The sequence below is a fragment of the Shimia sp. Alg240-R146 genome (assembly GCF_947331465.1).
In the GTDB taxonomy this organism is placed as follows: Bacteria; Pseudomonadota; Alphaproteobacteria; order Rhodobacterales; family Rhodobacteraceae; genus Shimia.
Genome location: NZ_CAMZOK010000001.1, coordinates 647848 through 667355 on the forward strand (window position 1 = coordinate 647848; position 19508 = coordinate 667355).

The window sequence follows — 19508 nt, forward strand, 5'->3', positions numbered from 1 at the left end:
CCTAGGTGACCGGTCGTAGCTTTAACCACCCGAGGCCGCTTTCGGTTGTGCGACCAGAGGGGACGTACTCTGCGCTGACGGCGCCGTCGTAGCCGGTGGCGTCCAGCATCTTGAAGAACGCCGGAAAATCAAACGGGCCACCAGCGGGTTCGTGGCGGTCGGGAATGCCGCCGATTTGAATGTGTCCAACCCGATGGCCGTGTTTGGCCCAGCACGCAGCAACGTCGCCGTGGATTTTGTGGGCGTGGTAAGTGTCAAACTGCAGCGCCAAGTTCGGGGCGGCGACCTCGTCAAGAATTTCGGCGGCGAGGTCAAAATCGTTGAGAAAATACCCGGGCATGTCGATGTCGTTGATCGGCTCGATGGTCAGTTTCTGTTTTTGTGCGATGTCGCTGGCCCAAAGCAGATTTTCAACGAATGTGCGGCGGGCATCGGGGCCGCTGGCTGGACCTGCCATGATGTGTAAGAGCCGCGCACCGAGCGTTTCTGCGTAGCGCAGCGCGCGTTTGAAGTCATGGCGAAACCGGTCCTGGCATTCGGGCACGGCGGCAAAACCGCGTGGGCCACCAGTGTAATTGGGCGGCGGGCAGTTGATCAATTCGAGCGACAGAGCATTGCGCAGCAGAGCGGACTGAATTTGCGGCGCGGGAATATCATAAGGAAAGAGCATTTCGACCGCGCCGAATCCAGCGGCGCTGGCGGCGTCAAATCGGTCTAGCTCCGGCAGCTCCTGAAAGAGCATTGTCAAATTGGCGGCAAAATTAGGCACTGGTTAATCTCCTAAGTTGTTAATAGCTCAGGGAAATCCGACCTGTCAAAGGCCGAGTGCGCTTGCATTCAGTTTTTGCCAAAATTTGCCAATACGACGTCTGACCGACGGGACGTGCGGCAGCACTTGCCGGGGGCGTAAAAGGCTGCAAGGTTCTGGAAAAGGCTGAGAATGGGTGCGCGACGGTGACGGACACGGTGAGCGAATTGGTGGCGCAGTTGCGTGGGGCGGCTAAATCCGAGACAGCGCGGGCAGAAATCAAGGCGCTGTTGGAGGAGGCCGTGGCCGATCCTGTGGCGTTTGGCGACGCGCTTCCGACGTTTGAAGACGATGACGTGATCCTGTTTGAGGACGAGACCGTGTCGATCTGGCATTGCCGGTTTCAACCGGGCAAGACCGTGCCGCCGCACGATCACAAGATGCTCGCAACGATTGCGGTGTATCGCGGTGCAGAGCGAAACGATTTTTATGAGCGCGGCGCAGACGGCGGCCTGCAGAAAAGCAGCGAAGTCAGGCTGGGCGCAGGCGATGTTTTCCAGATTGGGCCAAGCGCCATTCACGCCGTAGGCTGCGCCAGTCAGGAGCCATGTTGTGGCATTCACGTCTATCTTGGCGCATTGACCAAGGTAGATCGTTCTTTGTTTGACCTAAGCGATGGCGCTGCGCTGCGCTTTACCGATGAGAATTACTTACGGCTGGTTGCAGACGATTAAGTGAGGTCTGAAGCCGGGATCATCGGGAAGAAGACGCCAGAAGAGCGCACGCCGAACCAATCGGTGCCCTCTATCGTTTGTTCCTCGCCCAACTCAACCATCCGGTAGAAAGTCTTGCGGTCAATCTTGGCCTCAAGATTGGCGCGGATCGTGACATAAGGCGCGGGGTCTTCGCCGTTGATGTCCACGCGGATCGGATTGTCCGGCCCTGCAGTGGCGGTTTCACCAATGTGGGTTTCAAAGGTCAGGGTTTGGTCTGCGCCACTGCCCGCGACAGTGAAGTCCTGCGCCACGAAGGGCGCGTCTTCGACAATGATGCCGACTTTCTCGACGGGCGTGACCAAAAAGTAGGCGTCACCGTCTTTGCGCAAAATTGAGCTGAAGAGTTTAACCATGGGAAGGCGGTTGATCGGGCCGCCTTCGTGATACCACGTGCCGTCACGGGCAATTCGCATGTCGATATTGCCGCAAAAAGGCGGGTTCCACAGGTGCACCGGCGCCGGTCCACGCTGTTTCACCGCTGCGGTCGCGGTGGCTGCAAGATCATTTACCGAGGGTTTCACGGGAAATTGTGCGCTCATTGTTTTTGCCATTTCATCTGCGCGGGATAAGGTCACTGTAAGCATATAGACCTGTCAGGAGAAATGTCATGAGCGAAGACGCCGATCTGGTCGTGGAAATCGAAGCGCTGGGCGAAAAACTGGCGGCTGCCAAGGCGGCGATTACACGGCGATTTGTCGGACAGGAGAGGGTCGTCGACCTGACGCTGTCGTCCCTTTTGTGCGGCGGACACGCTTTGCTTATTGGCCTTCCGGGCCTTGGCAAGACGCTTTTGGTGGACACGTTGTCGACTGTTATGGGCTTGAACGGAAACCGCGTGCAGTTCACGCCCGACCTGATGCCTGCCGATATTCTGGGCTCCGAGGTTTTGGAGAAAGGCAAAGGCGGCACCCGCGAATTTCGATTCGTCCCGGGGCCGATTTTTTGCCAACTCTTGATGGCGGATGAGATCAACCGCGCCAGCCCGCGCACACAATCCGCGCTTTTGCAGGCGATGCAGGAGAAGCAGGTGACCGTGGCCGGCGAAGATCGACCGCTGGATGCGCCATTTCATGTGCTTGCGACGCAGAACCCGATTGAGCAGGAGGGTACCTATCCGCTGCCTGAGGCACAGTTGGACCGGTTTCTGGTGCAGATCGACGTGCCGTATCCGGATCGCGACACCGAGCGCGACATTCTTTTGGCAACCACCGGTGTGCAGGAAGACGAGGCGCATCAGGTGTTCACCGGCGAGGAATTGATTGCGGCGCAGACATTGCTGCGGCGGATGCCGGTGGGCGAGAGCGTGATGGAACTGATCCTTGATCTGGTGCGGGCGTGCCGACCCGATGATCCGAGCGCCAGCGAAGCGGTGCGTGATCATGTAAGCTGGGGGCCAGGGCCACGTGCGGCGCAGGCCTTGATGATGACCGTGCGGGCGCAAGCCTTGTTGCATGGGCGTTTGGCACCCAATGCACAGGACGTTGTCGACATGGCGGGTCCGGTGCTGAGCCACCGGATGGCGCTGACATTTGCGGCGCGGGCGCGCGGCGAGTCGTTGGCCGGTTTGATCGAAGAAACGGTGCGTCGGTTTGACAGCGTAGGAGCTGCCGCGTGAGCCAAAACGCCCATCTGCGCAGCAAAGCTGAGGCTGAGGCAGCACGCCTGCCGCCCCTTTTGGCGCAGGCGGAGCATCTGGCCGGCACGGTTTTGTTGGGCGAGCACGGGCGACGGCGGTCGGGACTGGGCGACGATTTCTGGCAATACCGCCCCGTTCAACCCGGCGACAGTTTGCGCATGATTGACTGGCGGCGGTCGGCCAAATCGGACGCGCAATTTGTGCGCCAACGCGAATGGCAAGTGGCGCAGTCGGTGATGCTTTGGGTGGATGCGGCACCCTCGATGCGGTTTGCCAGCGTCAAAGATGGCGTCACCAAACGAGACCGCGCCCGTGTTCTGGCGCTGGCGGTGGCAATTTTGCTGATCCGCAGCGGCGAACGGGTTGGCCTGACGGGCACACTTTTGCCGCCGCGCCGTGGTGAGGGGCAGATTTTGCGCCTGACAGAAATGTTTTTGCGCGACGAGGACGGCGATTACGGCACGCCCGAGACAAAGGCGATGCTGCCCCATGCGAGGGCGTTGTTTGTGTCTGATTTCATGGGCGACTTTGACGCGTTTTCCGAAGCGCTGACCAAAGCAGCGGATCGCGGGGTGCGCGGCGTTTGTTATCAGGTGCTTGATCCGGCTGAGGAGGATTTCCCATATCGGGGGCGGGCTGTATTTGAAAGCATGGGTGGCACGTTGGCCCATGAAACCAGGAAGGCCGACGATTTGCGTCAGCGTTATATTGACCGGTTGGCGGAGCGGCGTGAGGCTTTGCGCCATCTGTGTCGGGTGACGGGTTGGCAATATGGCACGCATCATACCGGTGACAGTGCGCAGTCGGCGTTGCTTTGGTTGCATCGGGCGTTGGAGAACCGTGGATGATGTTTGGTCTCGCCATAGGGTTCACAACGCCGGTTTTGTTGGCGGCATTGGTGGTTTTGCCGATCCTGTGGCTGATTTTGCGGGCTATACCACCTGCGCCCGTGAAGCGCCTGTTTCCCGGTGTCGTGCTGTTATTGGGGCTGAGCGACGACGACACGGTGACGGATCGCACGCCGTGGTGGCTGTTGGTGCTACGCATGTTGGCGCTGGCGGCTGTGATCATCGGATTGGCCGGCCCCTTGCTCAACCCGCAGGATCGCGAAGACGGGCGCGGGCCGTTGTTGGTCCTGATGGATGGCAGCTGGGCTTCGGCCAGCGATTGGGACGCGCGGCGCGCGATGGTGGACGCGTTGCTTGATGAAGCGGCGCGCGATGGACGCGTGGTGGCATTGCAGCGGTTGAGCGCGCCAGAGGAATTGCGGTTTGCACAGGCCGACGTTTGGAAGGCGCGCATGGCGGGCGTTCTGCCAGCGCCTTGGGCGGCAGATGTGGAGACCCACAAAGGATTTGCAGACTCGCTTGGTGATCAGGCGTTTGACACCATTTGGCTATCGGATGGATTGGATCGCGATGGACGTGGCGATGTTTTGGCGGCCTTGCAGGCGCGTGGCGATGTGCGCGTGGTGCAGACCGGACGCGGAGCGTTGGCGCTGGCACCGCCGCGCTATGAGGATGGCAAAGTGATCCTGACCGCCAAGCGCACGCAGGCGGCTTTGCAACGCGAGATCACTGTGCAGGCCATTGGGCTTGATCCGGCGGGCACCGAACGGGTGCTGGCGGCGTTGCCTTTGACGTTTGAGGCGGGGGCTGCGGAAGCTGAGAACGCGCTGTCGCTGCCAAGTGAATTGCGGGCGCGGGTGACACGGTTTGAGATTGCGGGGCTGCGTTCGGCCGGCGCAGTGAGTTTGAGTGACGACAGCCTGCGCCGCCGCGAGGTGGCGTTGATTGCAGGGCGTGAGGATCGCGAAGGCCTGCAGCTTTTGTCGCCGCTGCATTATCTGCGGCAGGCTTTGGAGCCGACGGCCGATGTGTTGGAAGCCGCGTTGACAGACATTCTGCCGGCCAACCCCGATGTGATCGTTCTGGCGGATGTGGCGGTTTTGTCTGAAGGCGAGACTGCGGCGATGCTGGACTGGCTGGATCAGGGTGGTTTGCTGTTGCGGTTTGCCGGACCAAAACTGGCGGCGAGCGAGGTCAGCCGGTCCGAGGAAGACCCGTTGATGCCGGTGCGGTTGCGCGCGGGTGGGCGCAGCATTGGCGGGGCGATGAGTTGGGGGGAACCCAAGTCGCTGGCGCCGTTTGATGTGGACAGCCCGTTTTACGGACTTTCGGTGCCGGATGAAGTCACCGTCACTGCTCAGGTCATGGCACAGCCGGATCCAACCTTGGCGGATCGTGTGATCGCCGCGCTGAGTGACGGCACGCCATTGGTGACGCGCAAAGCTGTGGGTCAGGGGCAAGTGGTTCTGGTGCATGTCACCGCCAATGCCCAGTGGTCGGGGTTGCCGTTGTCGGGGCTGTTTGTGCAAATGCTGGACCGCTTGGCCGTGTTGAGCGCAACAAGTGCGGATGCAGAAGAACGTCTGGCGGGTACAACTTGGCAGCCCGTGAAAGTGCTGGATGGATTTGGACGGCTGGAGGATGGCCAGACCTTGCCGGGTGTGGCGGGTGAAGCGATGCTAGAACAGCCGCTTAGCGCGGAGTTGCGTCCTGGATTGTATCGTGACGGAGATCGGTTGATGGCGCTGAATGTTGTGCGCGATGAGGATACGTTGGCACCGGTGCGTTGGCCTGTGGATGTGCCGGTTGAGGGGCTGCGCGGTGCGGTGACAACCGATCTGTCGGGCTATTTTCTGGCGGCGGCGCTGATCATGTTGGCGGCGGATGTGTTGGCGTCATTGGCCGTGTCTGGCCGACTTTGGAGCGCGCGGGTCGCATCGGTTGTTGTAGCGACGATGATTGCGGTCAGTGGCGGTTCCGACGCGTTGGCGCAGTCGGCGGATGTCTTGGTGGACCATGCACAAGAGGTCACTCTGGCCCACATTATGACCGGCGACAAGCAGGTGGACGACGTGGCCTTTGCGGGTATGCGTGGGTTGGGCAATGTGCTCAACTTCCGCACATCGGTGGAGCCCGGGCCGCCAGCGTCGGTGGATCTGGAACGCGATGAGCTGGCGTTTTATCCCTTTCTTTATTGGCCCATTACGCCGGACCAACCCACGCCAAGCCGCGACGCTTACGCCAAGCTGAACCAATATTTGCGCTCGGGCGGGATGATCTTGTTTGATACGCGCGATGGTGATGTTGCGGGGTTCGGGGCCAGCAGTCCAAACGGGCGCAAGCTGCAAAGTCTTGCAACGGGGCTGGATATTCCGCCACTCGATCCGTTGCCGTCAGACCACGTTTTGACGCGTACGTTTTACCTGTTGCAGGATTTTCCGGGTCGATACGGGAGCGATGAGGTCTGGGTTGAGGCCGCGCCGCCGGATGCGGTGCTGATCGAAGGCATGCCGTTTCGCAACCTCAACGATGGCGTGACGCCGGTGGTGATTGGCGGCAACGACTGGGCGGCGGCTTGGGCGCGGGATGCGCGTGGCAACACAGTCTATCCGATTGGGCGAGGCCGCGCCGGAGAGCGGCAACGCGAGCTGGCCTACCGGTTTGGTGTGAACCTTGTGATGCACGTGCTGACGGGCAATTACAAAAGCGATCAGGTGCATGTGCCTGCGTTGCTGGATCGGTTGGGCCAATGACCGGAAACCTGTTGTTTGATCCGATTGTGCCGATCTGGTTGTTGGTCGCATTGGCGGCCTTGAGCGGGATCGCGGTGTCGATTGCATTGTGGCGCGGTTTGACGGGCTGGGCGTTTCGCGCCTTGGCGGGGCTGGTGATTTTGGCCGCTTTGGCGGGGCCTGTGTTGCAGACCGAAAATCGCGCGCCATTGAGTGATATTGTGCTGATGTTGGTGGACCAAAGCGCCAGTCAGAGGCTGGATGACCGATCAGAGCGGACCGAAGCGGCGGCCACCGCGATGGCGGCGCGGTTGGGCGCGCGCGACAACACCGAAGTGCGGCGCGTGGATGTGGGCGATGGTCTGAATGACGCCGGAACCGAGATGATGGCGGCGTTGAACGAAGCGCTGGCACAGGAACCACGTGGCCGCGTCGCCGGCGTGGTCGCACTGAGCGATGGCGTGGTGCATGACATGGATCTGGCGCCAGAGCTGCCCGCGCCGTTTCATTTGCTGCACACAGGACGGGACAGCGATTGGGACCGGCGGTTGAGCGTCAAAAACGCGCCTGCCTTTGCCATTCTGGGCGAGCCTGTGACACTGACTTTGCGGGTTGAAGACAGCGGCGCGGCGCCAACCGGCGTGGCCCGCGCGCCGCTTTACATCTCGATTGACGGAGACACGCCGCAGGAATTCATGGTGCCTTTAGGGCGCGATATCGAGCTGCCGGTGACTCTGCCACATGGCGGGCGCAACGTGATCCAGTTTTCGGTGCCGTTTGAAGAAGGCGAGTTGACGGATCGCAACAACGCGGCGCTGGTGCAGATCAATGGCGTGCGCGACAGGTTGCGGGTTCTGCTGGTGTCGGGCGAGCCGCACCAAGGCGCACGGACGTGGCGCAATCTGCTGAAATCGGATGCCTCGGTTGATCTGGTGCATTTCACCATTCTGCGTCCCCCTGAAAAGCAGGATGGCGTACCGGTGGCAGAGTTGTCGTTGATCGCCTTTCCGACGCGGGAACTGTTTATGGAGAAGATTGACGATTTCGATCTGATCATTTTTGACCGCTATCAGCGGCGCGGGATATTGCCCGCGCTCTATCTGGAAAACGTGGCGGATTATGTGCGCAAGGGCGGGGCGGTTTTGGTGGCCGCTGGACCGGATTATGCCAGCGCCGACAGCATCTATCGCTCTCCATTGGCGCAGGTGTTGCCGGGCAGCCCGACAGCGCGGGTGATGGATCAGCGGTTTGTGCCGACGGTTTCTGATGTTGGCGGGCGGCATCCGGTTACCGCGGGGCTGCCGGATGCAGGCAATTGGGGCGCGTGGCTGCGGCAGGTTGAAGTGGCGCCGGAAGCGGGTGATGTTCTGATGACCGGTGCCGAGGACAGCCCGTTGCTTGTGCTCAACCGTGTTGGGGAAGGGCGTGTGGCTCTGTTGGCTTCCGATCACGCGTGGCTTTGGGCGCGGGGCTATGATGGTGGCGGGCCGCAGCTTGAGATGTTGCGGCGGTTGGCGCATTGGATGATGGGTGAGCCGGAGCTGGAGGAAGAGGCGCTGTGGGCTGAGGCCACCGGCCAGCGGATGCGGATTGTGCGTCGCTCCTTGGAGGAGGACGTAGGGGATGTGCAAATCACCACGCCGTCGGGCGAGGTTGTGTCGCTGCCGCTGGAAGAGACAACGCCGGGGCGGTTTGAGACGGTTTATGACGGGGCCGACATCGGGCTTTATCGACTTGTGAACGGCGATGAGACCGCGGTGATCGGACTGGGCCCCGCCGCGCCACGTGAGTTTGAAGAAACGCTGGCCAGCGCGACCGTGCTGGCGCCCATGTTGGAGGCCACCAATGGCGGCGATTGGGCCTTGGTGGATGGCGTGCCGGCGGTGCGCGATGTGCGGGCCGGACGGCCGGCGATGGGGCGCGGATGGATCGGAATCACGCCACGCGGCGCGTTTGAGACCTTGGACGTGGCGCGCACGCCGTTGTTGCCTGCTTGGGCGGTGCTGTTGTTGGCGTCGCTTTTCATTGTGGCGGGCTGGCTACGTGAGGGGCGGCGGTAGGTGTCGTGTTGGCTTTGATCCAAAAACCTGTTCCCCCTGCGGCATGCACGCGGTAGAACGTCGCAAAGCAGTAATCGGAGCCCCCTATGACACCGCCCAAACCCGTTGTTTTGTGCATTCTGGACGGGTGGGGTGTCTCTGACGACACCGCTGCCAACGCGCCGTTTCTGGCCGCCACGCCGAACTTTGATGCGATGATGGCGGACTGCCCGAATGCGACGCTGATCACGCATGGGCCTGACGTGGGCTTGCCAAGCGGGCAGATGGGCAATTCCGAAGTGGGCCACACCAATATTGGCGCGGGTCGTGTGGTGGCGATGGACTTGGGTCAGATTGATCTGGCGATCGAAGATGGCTCGTTTTTTAACAACGCTGCGCTGCAAGATTTCATTGCGACGCTCAAGAAAACCGGCGGGACTGCGCATCTGATGGGCGTGATTTCGGACGGCGGCGTGCACGGCCACCTGAGCCATGTTCTGGCTGCGATCAAGGGTGTGACAGATGCCGGTGTTCCTGTGGCATTGCACGCGATCACCGACGGGCGCGATGTGGCGCCAAGTTCGGCGCTGGGCTTTGTTGAGACGCTGATGGCCGCGCTGCCAGATGGAGCGAAAGTCGCAACCGTTGCAGGGCGGTATTTTGCAATGGACCGCGACAATCGTTGGGAGCGTGTCAGCACGGCGTTTGATGCCTGGGTTGGCGCCAAAGGGCTGGTGGCAACCAGCGCCAAGGAGGCTGTTGACGCGGCCTACGAGCAGGATCAAAGCGATGAATTCATTCCGGCCACGGTGATCGGCGATTATGCGGGGGCCAAGGACGGCGACGGGTTTTTCTGCCTGAATTTCCGCGCGGACCGTGCACGCGAAATCCTTGCGGCGTTGGCGCAGCCGGGTTTTGACGCCTTTGACGTGCCCGCGCGTCCGCAATGGGCGGCGGTGCTGGGAATGGTGAACTATTCCGACGCGCACAACGGGTATATGACCACGGCCTATCCCAAGCAGGAAATCACCAACACTTTGGGCGAGTGGGTCGCCAAGGCTGGCAAAACCCAGTTCCGTTTGGCGGAAACCGAGAAATACCCGCATGTGACGTTTTTCCTGAACGGCGGAGAAGAAACGCCGTCACAGGGCGAGGATCGTTTTATGCCGAAGTCGCCCAAGGTGGCGACGTATGATTTACAGCCCGAGATGTCTTGTGCCGAAGTCACAGAGCAATTCGTGGCGGCGATCGCGCATGGCTATGACCTGATCGTCACGAACTATGCCAACCCCGATATGGTGGGCCACACCGGCAGCCTTGAGGCGGCGACGGCGGCTTGCGCGGCAGTGGACGAAGGTCTTGGCAAGGTGCGCGCCGCGCTTGAGGTCGCGGGGGGCGTGATGATCGTGACCGCGGATCACGGCAACTGTGAAACCATGGTAGATCCGGTCACCGGTGGGCCACACACGGCACACACGTTGAACCCTGTGCCGGTGATTTTGGTGAATGGACCTGAGGGGGCATCGCTGCGCAAGGGGCGGCTGGCCGATCTTGCGCCGACGTTGCTGGAATTGATGGGGCTGGAGTTGCCTGAGGAAATGACCGGAGAGAGCCTGATAACGTGATGAGATGCCCTGCGCTTTTGCTGACGCTGGCGGTCTTGACCGTCCTTGCGGCCGCTCCGGGTCGGACCGAGACCGATCCGGCCGGTTCCGCACGTATGGCAGCGGAGCAACTGGAAGCGGCATCGGTGGCGTTGTCCAAAGCCAAAGGCAGTCGGGACCGAGTGTCGTCACTGACCACGGTCGTGCATGCTTATGAAGCTGGATTGACTGCGCTGCGTGCGGGGTTGCGGCGGGCTGCGATCCGAGAGGCGCAGCTGAGCAAGCAGTTGAAGGCCCAAGAAGTCGACATCGCCCGCCTTTTGGGCGTGTTGCAGACCATGGGGCAGGATAAATCGCCGGTGATGTTGTTACATCCCGATGGACCGGTCGGCACAGCCCGCGCAGGCATGATCCTGGCGGATGTGACACCGGCGCTTGAAACACGGGCTGCGGCGGTGCGGCGCGACCTTGAAGAGGTGACCATTCTGCGCAGCTTGCAAGAAGGCGCGGCGGAAACGCTTCAGGGTGGTTTGGCGGGCGCACAAGCGGCGCGTCAGGAGTTGTCAAAGGCCATGGCGGATCGCACGGATTTGCCACGGCGTTTCACCGAAGATCCGGTGCAAACCGCGCTGTTGATTGCATCCACCGAAACGCTGGAAGGCTTTGCCAGCGCCTTGGTGGATTTGCAGGTCGAGGGCATGGCCGAAATTGACCTGCCGGACATCACGGTGCGCAAAGGTGATCTGGCGCTGCCGGTTGAGGCACGCGTGCTGCGCCGCGCCGGCGAGGCAGACGCCGCAGGCATCAAACGCCCGGGATTGGTTCTGGCGACGCGGCCCAACGCACTGGTGACGGCGCCGGCGGCGGCGACGATCCGGTATCGTGGCCCGCTGCTGGATTATGGCAACGTGATGATTCTGGAACCTCAACCGGGCTTCCTTTTTGTCTTCTCGGGGCTGGCACAGGTCTATGGCCGGGTCGGAGAAGTGGTGCCGGAGGGCACTCCGGTCGGTTTGATGGGCGGAAATGACCCAGAAGTGGGTGCGATCCTGTCACAGTCGAGTGAAGGCACTGGTCAGGACCGCACAGAAACGCTCTATATAGAGGTAAGAGAGGGCAAATCGCCCGTGGACCCGGAAACGTGGTTCAAAACCAATAAGGATGGATAGCACATGAAGAAGTTTGTCGCTGCGGCCGCGACCGGCGCATTGGCCGGTCTGCTGGTCACGACACAGGTGGCAGGCCCCCTGCTGGCCCAGGAAAACGACCGCAAAGCCAACGTGTATCAACAGCTGGACCTGTTCGGAGATATTTTTGAACGCATCCGCGTTCAATATGTCGAAGAAGTGGACGAGGGCGACCTGATCGAAGCCGCGATCAACGGCATGCTGACGTCGCTTGATCCGCACAGTTCCTATCTGTCGCCTGACGATGCCGAAGACATGCGCGTGCAGACGCGCGGTGAATTTGGCGGGCTTGGCATTGAGGTCACGCAAGAAGAGGGCTTTGTCAAAGTTGTCTCTCCGATTGATGACACCCCTGCGGACGCAGCGGGCATCGAAGCGGGCGATTTCATCACACATGTGGATGGCGAAAGCGTTCTGGGTCTGAATCTGGATCAAGCGGTGGAAATGATGCGCGGCCCGGTTGGCAGCGAGATCGTGATCACCGTGGTACGGGAGGGCGAGACCGAGCCGTTTGACGTGACCATCGTGCGTGACACCATCAAATTGACCGCCGTACGCACCCGCACCGTGGGCGACAGCGTCGTTTTGCGGGTCACCACATTCAACGACCAGACCACACCAAATCTGGAATCCGGCTTTGCCAAGCAAGTCGAGGAACTTGGCGGCATGGACAGCGTGAACGGCATCGTTCTGGATCTGCGCAACAACCCCGGTGGTTTGCTAACCCAAGCGATCAAAGTGTCCGACAGCTTCCTTGAAAAAGGTGAGATCGTATCGACCCGCGGCCGCAACCCTCAGGATGGCGAGCGCTACAATGCCGAGCCGGGCGATCTGGCCGAAGGCAAACCGATTGTGGTTCTGATCAATGGTGGCTCCGCCTCGGCATCGGAAATTGTTGCCGGTGCGCTGCAAGATCACCGCCGCGCGATCGTGGTGGGCACCAAGAGCTTTGGCAAAGGGTCGGTACAGACTGTGATGCCGCTGCGGGGCGAAGGCGCGATGCGTCTGACCACAGCGCGGTATTACACGCCGTCGGGCCGTTCTATTCAGGCGCTGGGCGTGAGCCCGGACATCGTCGTGGAACAGCCGCGTCGCAAGCCTGCCGGCGAGGAGGAAGAGGAAACCAGCCGCCGCTTTAATGGCGAAGCGGACCTGCGTGGCAGTCTGAACAACGACAGTCTGACCGACGACGAGGTACGCCAGATCGAAGAGGACCGCGCCAAGGCCGAAGAAGCCGCTAAACTGCGCGAAGAGGATTACCAGCTGGCCTATGCACTGGATATTCTCAAAGGTCTGTCGGCATTGGGTCCGAAAGAGTAATCTCGCACCTGAGATCACGCAAAAGGGCGTCCCAAGCGGGCGCCCTTTTGTTTGGGTTCCCAGTCGCTTGACTTAGGGAGTGGTAAGTGGGCTTTGGATTGGGCGTGGGTCAGCTTTGCGGACAGACCGGACTTGTGCAAACGCGGCTATTGCTGACGCAGAAAGCTATCGCTCATGCGAGGGGGAAATTCGGCGGCGCGGCAGGATTCGCCAAACCCGCCGTTCAAGCGCTGCGAACCCGCGGGATTCTAAACCGGCCCATCGCTGCGATCGTTTTCAGCCCGCAACCAGTCCAAGAATGCCTCCGCACCCTGAGACATCGGCCGATCCGTGAAAACGACAAAGTAACCCGCGTTTTCAACTCTGACATCGGACAATCTGACAAGTGTTCCATCGCCAATTTCTGGCGCGACCAGATCATCCCAAAGGGCGATCCCCTGGCCATCCACCACCGCCTGAACGCGGCTGTTTGAATCCGGGATCGTGAGGCTGGACCGGCTGGGCGCGTAAGGCAGCCCGGCGGCTTTGTGCCAGGCGCGCCAACCGGCATCGCCGGAGCTGTCCCCCAAGAGCGGAAGCTGCCTGACCGCCTCGGCCAGTCCAAGCCGCTTTACCTGCTCTGCGACTGCGCGGTTGGCGGTTGGAACGGCAGGCAGGGACAGAAGAAGTTCGCTCTTATGGTCCTTCCAGCCGCCAATTCCCCAGAGGATAGCCATGTCCGCTCTGACAGATCTCAACATTTCCACGGAGTTGATCGGTTCGATCCGCAGGCTGATACGGGGATTGGCCTCGAAAAACCGTGTGAGCCTTGGCGACAGCCAGCGTGACGAGAAGTAGGTCAGTGCGCCAACGGTCACGGCGCCTGATGCGGTGCCACGCAGGTCTTCGATTTCACGGTCGATCTGGCTTAGGGCCGTTTGGGACACATGCCACAACCTGCGCCCTTCCTCCGTCAGTTCCAGTTTGGCGTGCGCGCGCTCGAACAGGCGAAAGCCGAGCTCGGCTTCAAGCTTGCCCACCTGGTAACTGATCGACCCTTTCGATTGATGCACCTCGTCCGCCGCCTTGGTCATCGACAGATTGCGGGCGACGGCATCAAAAATCCTGAGAGCATCATAGGAACGAAAGCGCATGTATATTGTCTAATTTTTTCGAACGACTTGTGCAAATCATTAGATTTGCGCCAAGCGCATCTGGCCCAATACATTTAATCTAATGCGTGGCACCCATCTGTCCTTGTCGAAGATCACCCGCAGACGTCTAACAACTCTGAACGGTGAACAACATGACAACCGACCTCTCCCACACTCGTTTCGCGGTCAAAGCTTTCCAGAACAAAGGCGAGCGCCCGCGCGAACTGACCCGCACCATGCCGCCCCATCCACTAAGCTACATGGAACTGCCTTACGATCCCGAATACACGCTCTACAACTCGCGCCTGACGCCGGAGAAACTCGACACGGCCACGGAAGACGAGATGTATTGGGCCGTGCGCACCAATGTCATCTTTCGTCACACCGGCGAGTTGCCGATCGAGATCAGCGGAGCAGACGCCGAAACCCTCTTGAACAAGGTGTTCACCCGGAGTGTCAGCAAGGTGAAGCCGAGGCGCTGTTCCTATCAGTTTGCCTGCTATCACGATGGCGGCATGATCACCGACGGGGTGCTGTTGCGGCTGTCGCAGGACAGGTTCTGGATGGCGCAAGCCGATGGGGATCTGTTCAGCTGGTACAAGGCACATGCCGAGGGGCTGGACGTGAAAATCCACGACCCGAATGTCTGGGTCAGCCAGATTCAAGGCCCACGGTCGCTGGACTTGCTGGCTGCTGTGCTGGACGGCCCCATGCCCGATCCTTTCCGCTATTTCGACTGCGCCGAGGTTTCCATCGCGGGGCAGACCTGCTGGATCAGCCGCTCGGGCTTCACCAATGAACTGGGCTGGGAAGTCTACATGTTACCCGACACCGACATCCCCGCCATCGGCGACAGGATCATGGAGGTTGGTGCTGCGTTCGGCATCCTGCTGACCGGAACGCCGGTGTTCCGGGCGCGGCGGATCGAGGCCGGGTTGCTCAACGCCGGGTCGGATTTCGGAGCCGAGACGACGCCGTTCGACGCAGGGCTTGGCGGTTTTGTCGAGTTCGACGACCGTGACTTTGTTGGCCGCAAAGCGCTGGAGGCCGCCGATAAATCCTGCCGCACCTGGGGCATGCGCGTGTCCGGCGGTGTGGCGCAGCTTGGACGCGTCATGACCATTGATGGAAAAGATGTCGGTCGGGTTTGTTCCTCGGGCTATTCGCCCTATCAGGGCTGTGGTGTTTGCATCGTGCGCATGGACGACCCCGCACAGGGTCCGGGCACGCAGGTCGATGTGCTTTGCGCTGATGGGTCCACCCAGAGCGGCGAGCTTTGCACTCTCCCGATGTATGACGCGGACCGGCTCATTCCGCGCGGCAAGCTTGTGGACATCCCGACCAAACCGATCGCGGCGGAATGACCTTCATGCCCAGCGTTTCAACAGAACGCTCTAGGAGTTGCCAACCAGAGGCGGCTTCGGCCGTCTCCACACACTTTGCTTTCTTACTATTGAGGTCGTTCTCCTCGTTGGATCTTTGCGCTGCGCTGGACGTGTTGAATGAAGCCAACCAGTTTGACCAGACGCCCAGATATTCGTGGTCTTTGTTCAGTGAAGACGGAAACGCTGTGTTGGCGTCTAACGGATTGTCCATGAAAGTAGATGGCCCGATGATGCCAGTCAGCAGAAGAAGCACAGTAATCGTGCTGGGAGGTAAGGAATATGTAGGCGCATCTACTTTGCCAGTGCTGGCCTGGTTGCGGAGTGTTTCCCGGAAAGGAGCGCGCATAGGCGCAATTGGGAGCGCTGTATTCACATTGGCAAAGGCTGGTGTGCGTTTGAACGGGCCAGTTTCTGCACATTGGGCGTATAGGGGGGCAATTGCCGAACATTGCCCAGAGCTGGAGTTAAAGCAGAACATCTTCTGTATTGGCGAAAAAAGCCTGACCTGTGCCGGCGGGGCGTCGACCCTCGACATGATGTTGCAACTGATCGCATTGACCAGTGACAGCAGAATAGCCAATTGGGTCGCAGACCGGCTTGTTTGCAGTTCCTTCAGGACTGGACAAGAGGACCAAGGGGCCGCCGAGTTCGTGCACATGCGAGAGCGCAACTCCAAGCTGGCAAAGGCTATCAGGGTAATGCAATCGCGCCTGGAAGAGCCTGTTTCAGCGCAGGAGATAGCTGTCTTAACCGGCGTCTCGATGCGTCAGCTTGAGCGCATCTTCAAGGCTCATATGGCGACCAGCCCTAAAGCATTCTATGTGAAGCTGAGGCTGGAACATGCACGGCGATTGCTTCAACAAACAGAATTGCCTCTGATCGAAATTGCGATTGCGAGCGGTTTTCAGAGCCAGTCCCATTTCTCCCGCCTTTACCGGAAGCAGTTTGGAGTTTCACCCCTTCTGGATGTGGGAATCCGGCGAATAGATGATCCTCTCCCAGATGGCGACTGCTCAGAAGGAGCAAAAAAATGTACAATTTGAACCTCACCACTTCGCACTTCCCGGCGCAGAATGATGCGGATATCCGCGACATCACGGTTGGCGGGTTGCTGCGCGAGGTCGCTGCGGCGCGCCCGGAGGCGGAGGCCTTGGTCGAAGTCAGGCGGGACGGTACAGAAGGACGCCGCTGGGCCTATGCCGAACTTCTGAAAGATGCCGAGCGGCTGGCTTTGGCTCTGTCCACCCGGTTTGCGCCCGGCGAACGGGTGGTAGTCTGGTCGCCCAACAGCCCAGAATGGGTGCTGATGGAATATGCTTGCGCGCTGTCAGGGGTGGTTCTGGTGACCGCGAACCCGGCTTTTCAGGCACGCGAGCTGGCCTACGTGCTGGAGCAATCCGGGGCGGTCGCCTTGTTCCTCGTCGAGGAATTCCGTGGCAACCCAATGGGCCGGATTGGCGCTGAGGTCGCGGCGAGCATCCCTGCAGTGCGCGAAGTCACAGACATGGAAAGCGCAGCAGTTTACACAGAAGGCTCCCGCCCGCCTGCTTTGTCCGATGTTGCCCCAGGCGACGCGGCGATGATCCAGTATACATCCGGCACCACCGGCTTTCCCAAAGGGGCGGTGCTGAGCCATCGCGGGTTGGTCAACAATGCACGCTTCTACGCGTCCCGCTGCGGCGCGACAAAAGCGACCACCTGGGTCAACATCATGCCGATGTTTCACACCTCGGGCTGCGGTATGGTCACGCTTGGATGCCTTCAGGCGGGGTGCCGAATGGTGCTGATCAGCCTGTTTGACCCGGACGTCGTGCTTGACCAGTTGGAAGCGAGCGGCGCTGACATCATCCTTGGCGTGCCGACCATGGTGGTGGCGCTGCTCGACGCACAGGAAACGCGGCCGCGCGACCTGTCAGCCCTGAAACTGGTCAGCTGCGGCGGCTCGATGGTGGCCCCGGAACTGGTGCGCCGGGTGCAGACCCTGATGGGCGCCGGATTTTCGACGCTCTATGGCCAGACCGAGCATTGTCCGGTGATCACGCAACACCATTTGTCAGACAGTATCGATGACATCTGCAACACGGCTGGCCAGGCAGTGGCGCAGACCGAGGTTTCGATCCGCAGCGTCGATAACAATAGTGCTGTCGCCGTAGGAGAGGTCGGGGAAATCTGTGCCCGCGGCCCCTGCGTCATGCTGGAATACAACGACAACCCCACGGCCACATCCGAGACCGTAGACGCAATGGGTTGGCTGCACACCGGCGATCTGGGCCGGATGGATACGCGCGGCTACGTCACCGTCACGGGCCGCGTCAAGGAGATGATCATCCGGGGTGGCGAGAACCATTTCCCGGCGGAGATCGAGAACTGCCTGTTGGAACACGCGAGCGTGGCCGAGGTCGCTGTGGTCGGCCTGCCGGACCCGAAGTGGGGCGAGGTCATCGGCGCGTTCATCCGCAGCACAGGACCACTCGACAAACCCGCGCTGCATGCCCATTGCCGCGCAAATATGTCGCCGCAGAAAACCCCGAATGTCTGGGTGCAGGTCGAAGGCTTTCCCCTGACCGGCTCGGGCAAAATCCAGAAATTCGTTCTCCGCGATGGTTTCGTCGCCGGGGAATATGCTGAACTCTGATTGACAGGAACCGCCATGCAGGACGCATCCAAACACTATTTCAACGGCCACTACATAAATGGGGGGTGGGTCGCCTCGATCGACGGGCGCGAAATGGCGGTTGAAAACCCGTCGACCGAAGAGAAGATCGCCACGATCACTTTGGGTGGCGTCGCTGACGCTGACGCGGCCGTCGCCGCGGCCAAGGCAGCCTTCCCGGCCTGGGCGGCAACAGACCCCGAGGAACGAATCGCCGCACTGGAGCGGTTGATGGAGGGCTACAAGTCTCGGGCCGAAGACATGGCGCAGGCCATCAGCACCGAAATGGGTGCACCTATCGCACTGGCAAAGACGGCACAGGTCGGCGCCGGAGCTGGGCATCTCAAGAACACCATTCGGGCGGCCAAGGCTTTTGCCTTTGAGCGCCCCTTGGGGGATCACGCGCCCGGCGACATGATCCTATACGAGCCGGTCGGTGTCTGTGCCCTGATCACCCCATGGAACTGGCCGATGAACCAGGTGATGCTGAAGGTCGCCCCGGCGATGGCAGCGGGGTGCACGGTGGTGCTGAAACCCTCTGAACTCTCGCCACTCAGTGCCATTCTGCTGGCCGAGATGATCGATGCAGCGGGCTTCCCACCCGGCGTGTTCAATCTTGTGAACGGTGATGGTGCCGGTGTTGGCGCGCATCTCACCGCGCACCCGGATGTGGACATGGTCAGCTTCACCGGGTCAACCCGAGCTGGGGTCGCGATCAGCAAGGCCGCGGCAGACACCGTGAAACGCGTCAGCCTCGAACTGGGGGGTAAGGGGGCCAACATCATCTTCGCCGATGCAGATGAAAAGGCCGTCACACGCGGCGTGCGGCACTGCTTCAACAATTCGGGCCAGTCCTGCAACGCGCCGACCCGGATGCTCGTGGAGCGCTCGATCTACGACCAGGCCGTTGAAACCGCCCGAGCCGTAGCAGAAAAAACGGAGGTCGGACCAGCGGACATCGAAGGCCGCCAGATCGGCCCGGTTGTGTCTGAAACACAGTTCAACAAGATCCAGTACTTGATCAAGCACGGCATTGATGAACACGCCGCGTTGATCGCGGGTGGACTTGGCCGCCCTGACGGGCTGAACCGCGGTCACTTCGTGCGCCCAACGATCTTTGCCGATGTCACGCCGGACATGACGATCTGGAAGGAAGAAATCTTCGGACCGGTGCTGTGTATCTCGCCCTTCGATTCCGAAGAGGAGGCGATCGCCTTGGCGAATGACACGCCCTATGGCCTCACGAACTATGTCCAGACTACGGACAAGTCCCGCGCACGCCGGGTCGCGCGGCGGCTGCGGTCTGGTATGGTCGAGATGAACGGCAAACTCGGCGGTGCGGGCTCGCCTTTCGGCGGCATGAAGCATTCGGGAAATGGCCGTGAAGGTGGTGTCTGGGGTCTTGAGGAATTCCTTGAGGTCAAGGCCGTCAGCGATTGGGAGTGAG

Annotated in this window: 15 protein-coding genes; 12 read left to right on the forward strand and 3 right to left on the reverse strand. The window is 60.7% G+C overall.

The genetic code is table 11. The features are described from left to right. Position 1: 1 nt before the first annotated feature. Complete coding sequence (locus tag PG871_RS03045; RefSeq protein ID WP_270725813.1) at positions 2-769, reverse strand: hydroxypyruvate isomerase family protein; 768 nt, start codon at positions 767-769, stop codon at positions 2-4. A 185-nt stretch (positions 770-954) separates the two neighbouring features. On the opposite strand from PG871_RS03045, the gene PG871_RS03050 reads away from it, so the two are divergent. After that, entirely contained in the window at positions 955-1482 is a 528-nt protein-coding gene (locus PG871_RS03050; RefSeq protein ID WP_270725816.1) for a cysteine dioxygenase, read from the forward strand. Here the strand turns inward: PG871_RS03050 and PG871_RS03055 are convergent. After that, complete coding sequence (locus PG871_RS03055; protein ID WP_270725817.1) at positions 1479-2063, reverse strand: DUF1285 domain-containing protein; 585 nt, start codon at positions 2061-2063, stop codon at positions 1479-1481. The two genes, PG871_RS03050 and PG871_RS03055, sit on opposite strands and share 4 nt — an antisense overlap. 68 nt (positions 2064-2131) lie before the next feature. Here PG871_RS03055 and PG871_RS03060 point away from each other — a divergent pair, with 68 nt between their 5' ends. From PG871_RS03060 to PG871_RS03090, 7 genes are all read left to right on the forward strand, one after another. Next, entirely contained in the window at positions 2132-3139 is a 1008-nt protein-coding gene (locus PG871_RS03060) for an AAA family ATPase (protein ID WP_054003914.1), read from the forward strand. Further along, entirely contained in the window at positions 3136-4008 is an 873-nt protein-coding gene (locus PG871_RS03065) for a DUF58 domain-containing protein (RefSeq protein WP_270725820.1), read from the forward strand. The genes PG871_RS03060 and PG871_RS03065 overlap by 4 nt, the downstream gene beginning before the upstream one ends. Then, a complete protein-coding gene (locus PG871_RS03070; RefSeq protein ID WP_270725822.1) occupies positions 4005-6761 on the forward strand; it encodes a DUF4159 domain-containing protein in 2757 nt (918 codons plus the stop codon). Before PG871_RS03065 ends, PG871_RS03070 begins: the two co-directional genes overlap by 4 nt. Continuing rightward, entirely contained in the window at positions 6758-8800 is a 2043-nt protein-coding gene (locus PG871_RS03075; protein WP_270725823.1) for a hypothetical protein, read from the forward strand. The genes PG871_RS03070 and PG871_RS03075 overlap by 4 nt, the downstream gene beginning before the upstream one ends. 86 nt (positions 8801-8886) lie before the next feature. Beyond that, complete coding sequence (gene gpmI, locus PG871_RS03080) at positions 8887-10404, forward strand: 2,3-bisphosphoglycerate-independent phosphoglycerate mutase (protein WP_270725825.1); 1518 nt, start codon at positions 8887-8889, stop codon at positions 10402-10404. Then, the gene (locus PG871_RS03085; RefSeq protein WP_270728694.1) at positions 10404-11552 is read left to right on the forward strand and encodes a murein hydrolase activator EnvC family protein; all 1149 of its coding nucleotides are present in this window, start codon (positions 10404-10406) and stop codon (positions 11550-11552) included. Before gpmI ends, PG871_RS03085 begins: the two co-directional genes overlap by 1 nt. Before the next feature lie 3 nt (positions 11553-11555). Then, complete coding sequence (locus PG871_RS03090; RefSeq protein WP_270725827.1) at positions 11556-12890, forward strand: S41 family peptidase; 1335 nt, start codon at positions 11556-11558, stop codon at positions 12888-12890. A gap of 248 nt (positions 12891-13138) precedes the next feature. On the opposite strand, the gene PG871_RS03095 is transcribed toward PG871_RS03090, so the two are convergent. Further along, positions 13139-14023, reverse strand: coding sequence for a LysR substrate-binding domain-containing protein (locus PG871_RS03095; RefSeq protein ID WP_108890987.1), 885 nt, complete (start codon positions 14021-14023; stop codon positions 13139-13141). Between the two features lie 152 nt (positions 14024-14175). On the opposite strand from PG871_RS03095, the gene PG871_RS03100 reads away from it, so the two are divergent. The 4 genes from PG871_RS03100 to PG871_RS03115 are packed head-to-tail and all read left to right on the forward strand — an operon-like array spanning position 14176 to position 19507. Further along, entirely contained in the window at positions 14176-15387 is a 1212-nt protein-coding gene (locus PG871_RS03100) for an aminomethyltransferase family protein (RefSeq protein ID WP_108890986.1), read from the forward strand. Positions 15388-15392: 5 nt separating this feature from the next. Further along, positions 15393-16451: a GlxA family transcriptional regulator gene (locus tag PG871_RS03105; RefSeq protein ID WP_159088563.1), complete on the forward strand. Its 1059-nt coding sequence runs from the start codon at positions 15393-15395 to the stop codon at positions 16449-16451. Continuing rightward, positions 16439-18043, forward strand: coding sequence for a class I adenylate-forming enzyme family protein (locus PG871_RS03110; RefSeq protein WP_108890984.1), 1605 nt, complete (start codon positions 16439-16441; stop codon positions 18041-18043). The genes PG871_RS03105 and PG871_RS03110 overlap by 13 nt, the downstream gene beginning before the upstream one ends. Positions 18044-18058: 15 nt before the next feature. Continuing rightward, a complete protein-coding gene (locus tag PG871_RS03115; RefSeq protein WP_270725836.1) occupies positions 18059-19507 on the forward strand; it encodes an aldehyde dehydrogenase family protein in 1449 nt (482 codons plus the stop codon). Position 19508 lies beyond the last annotated feature (1 nt).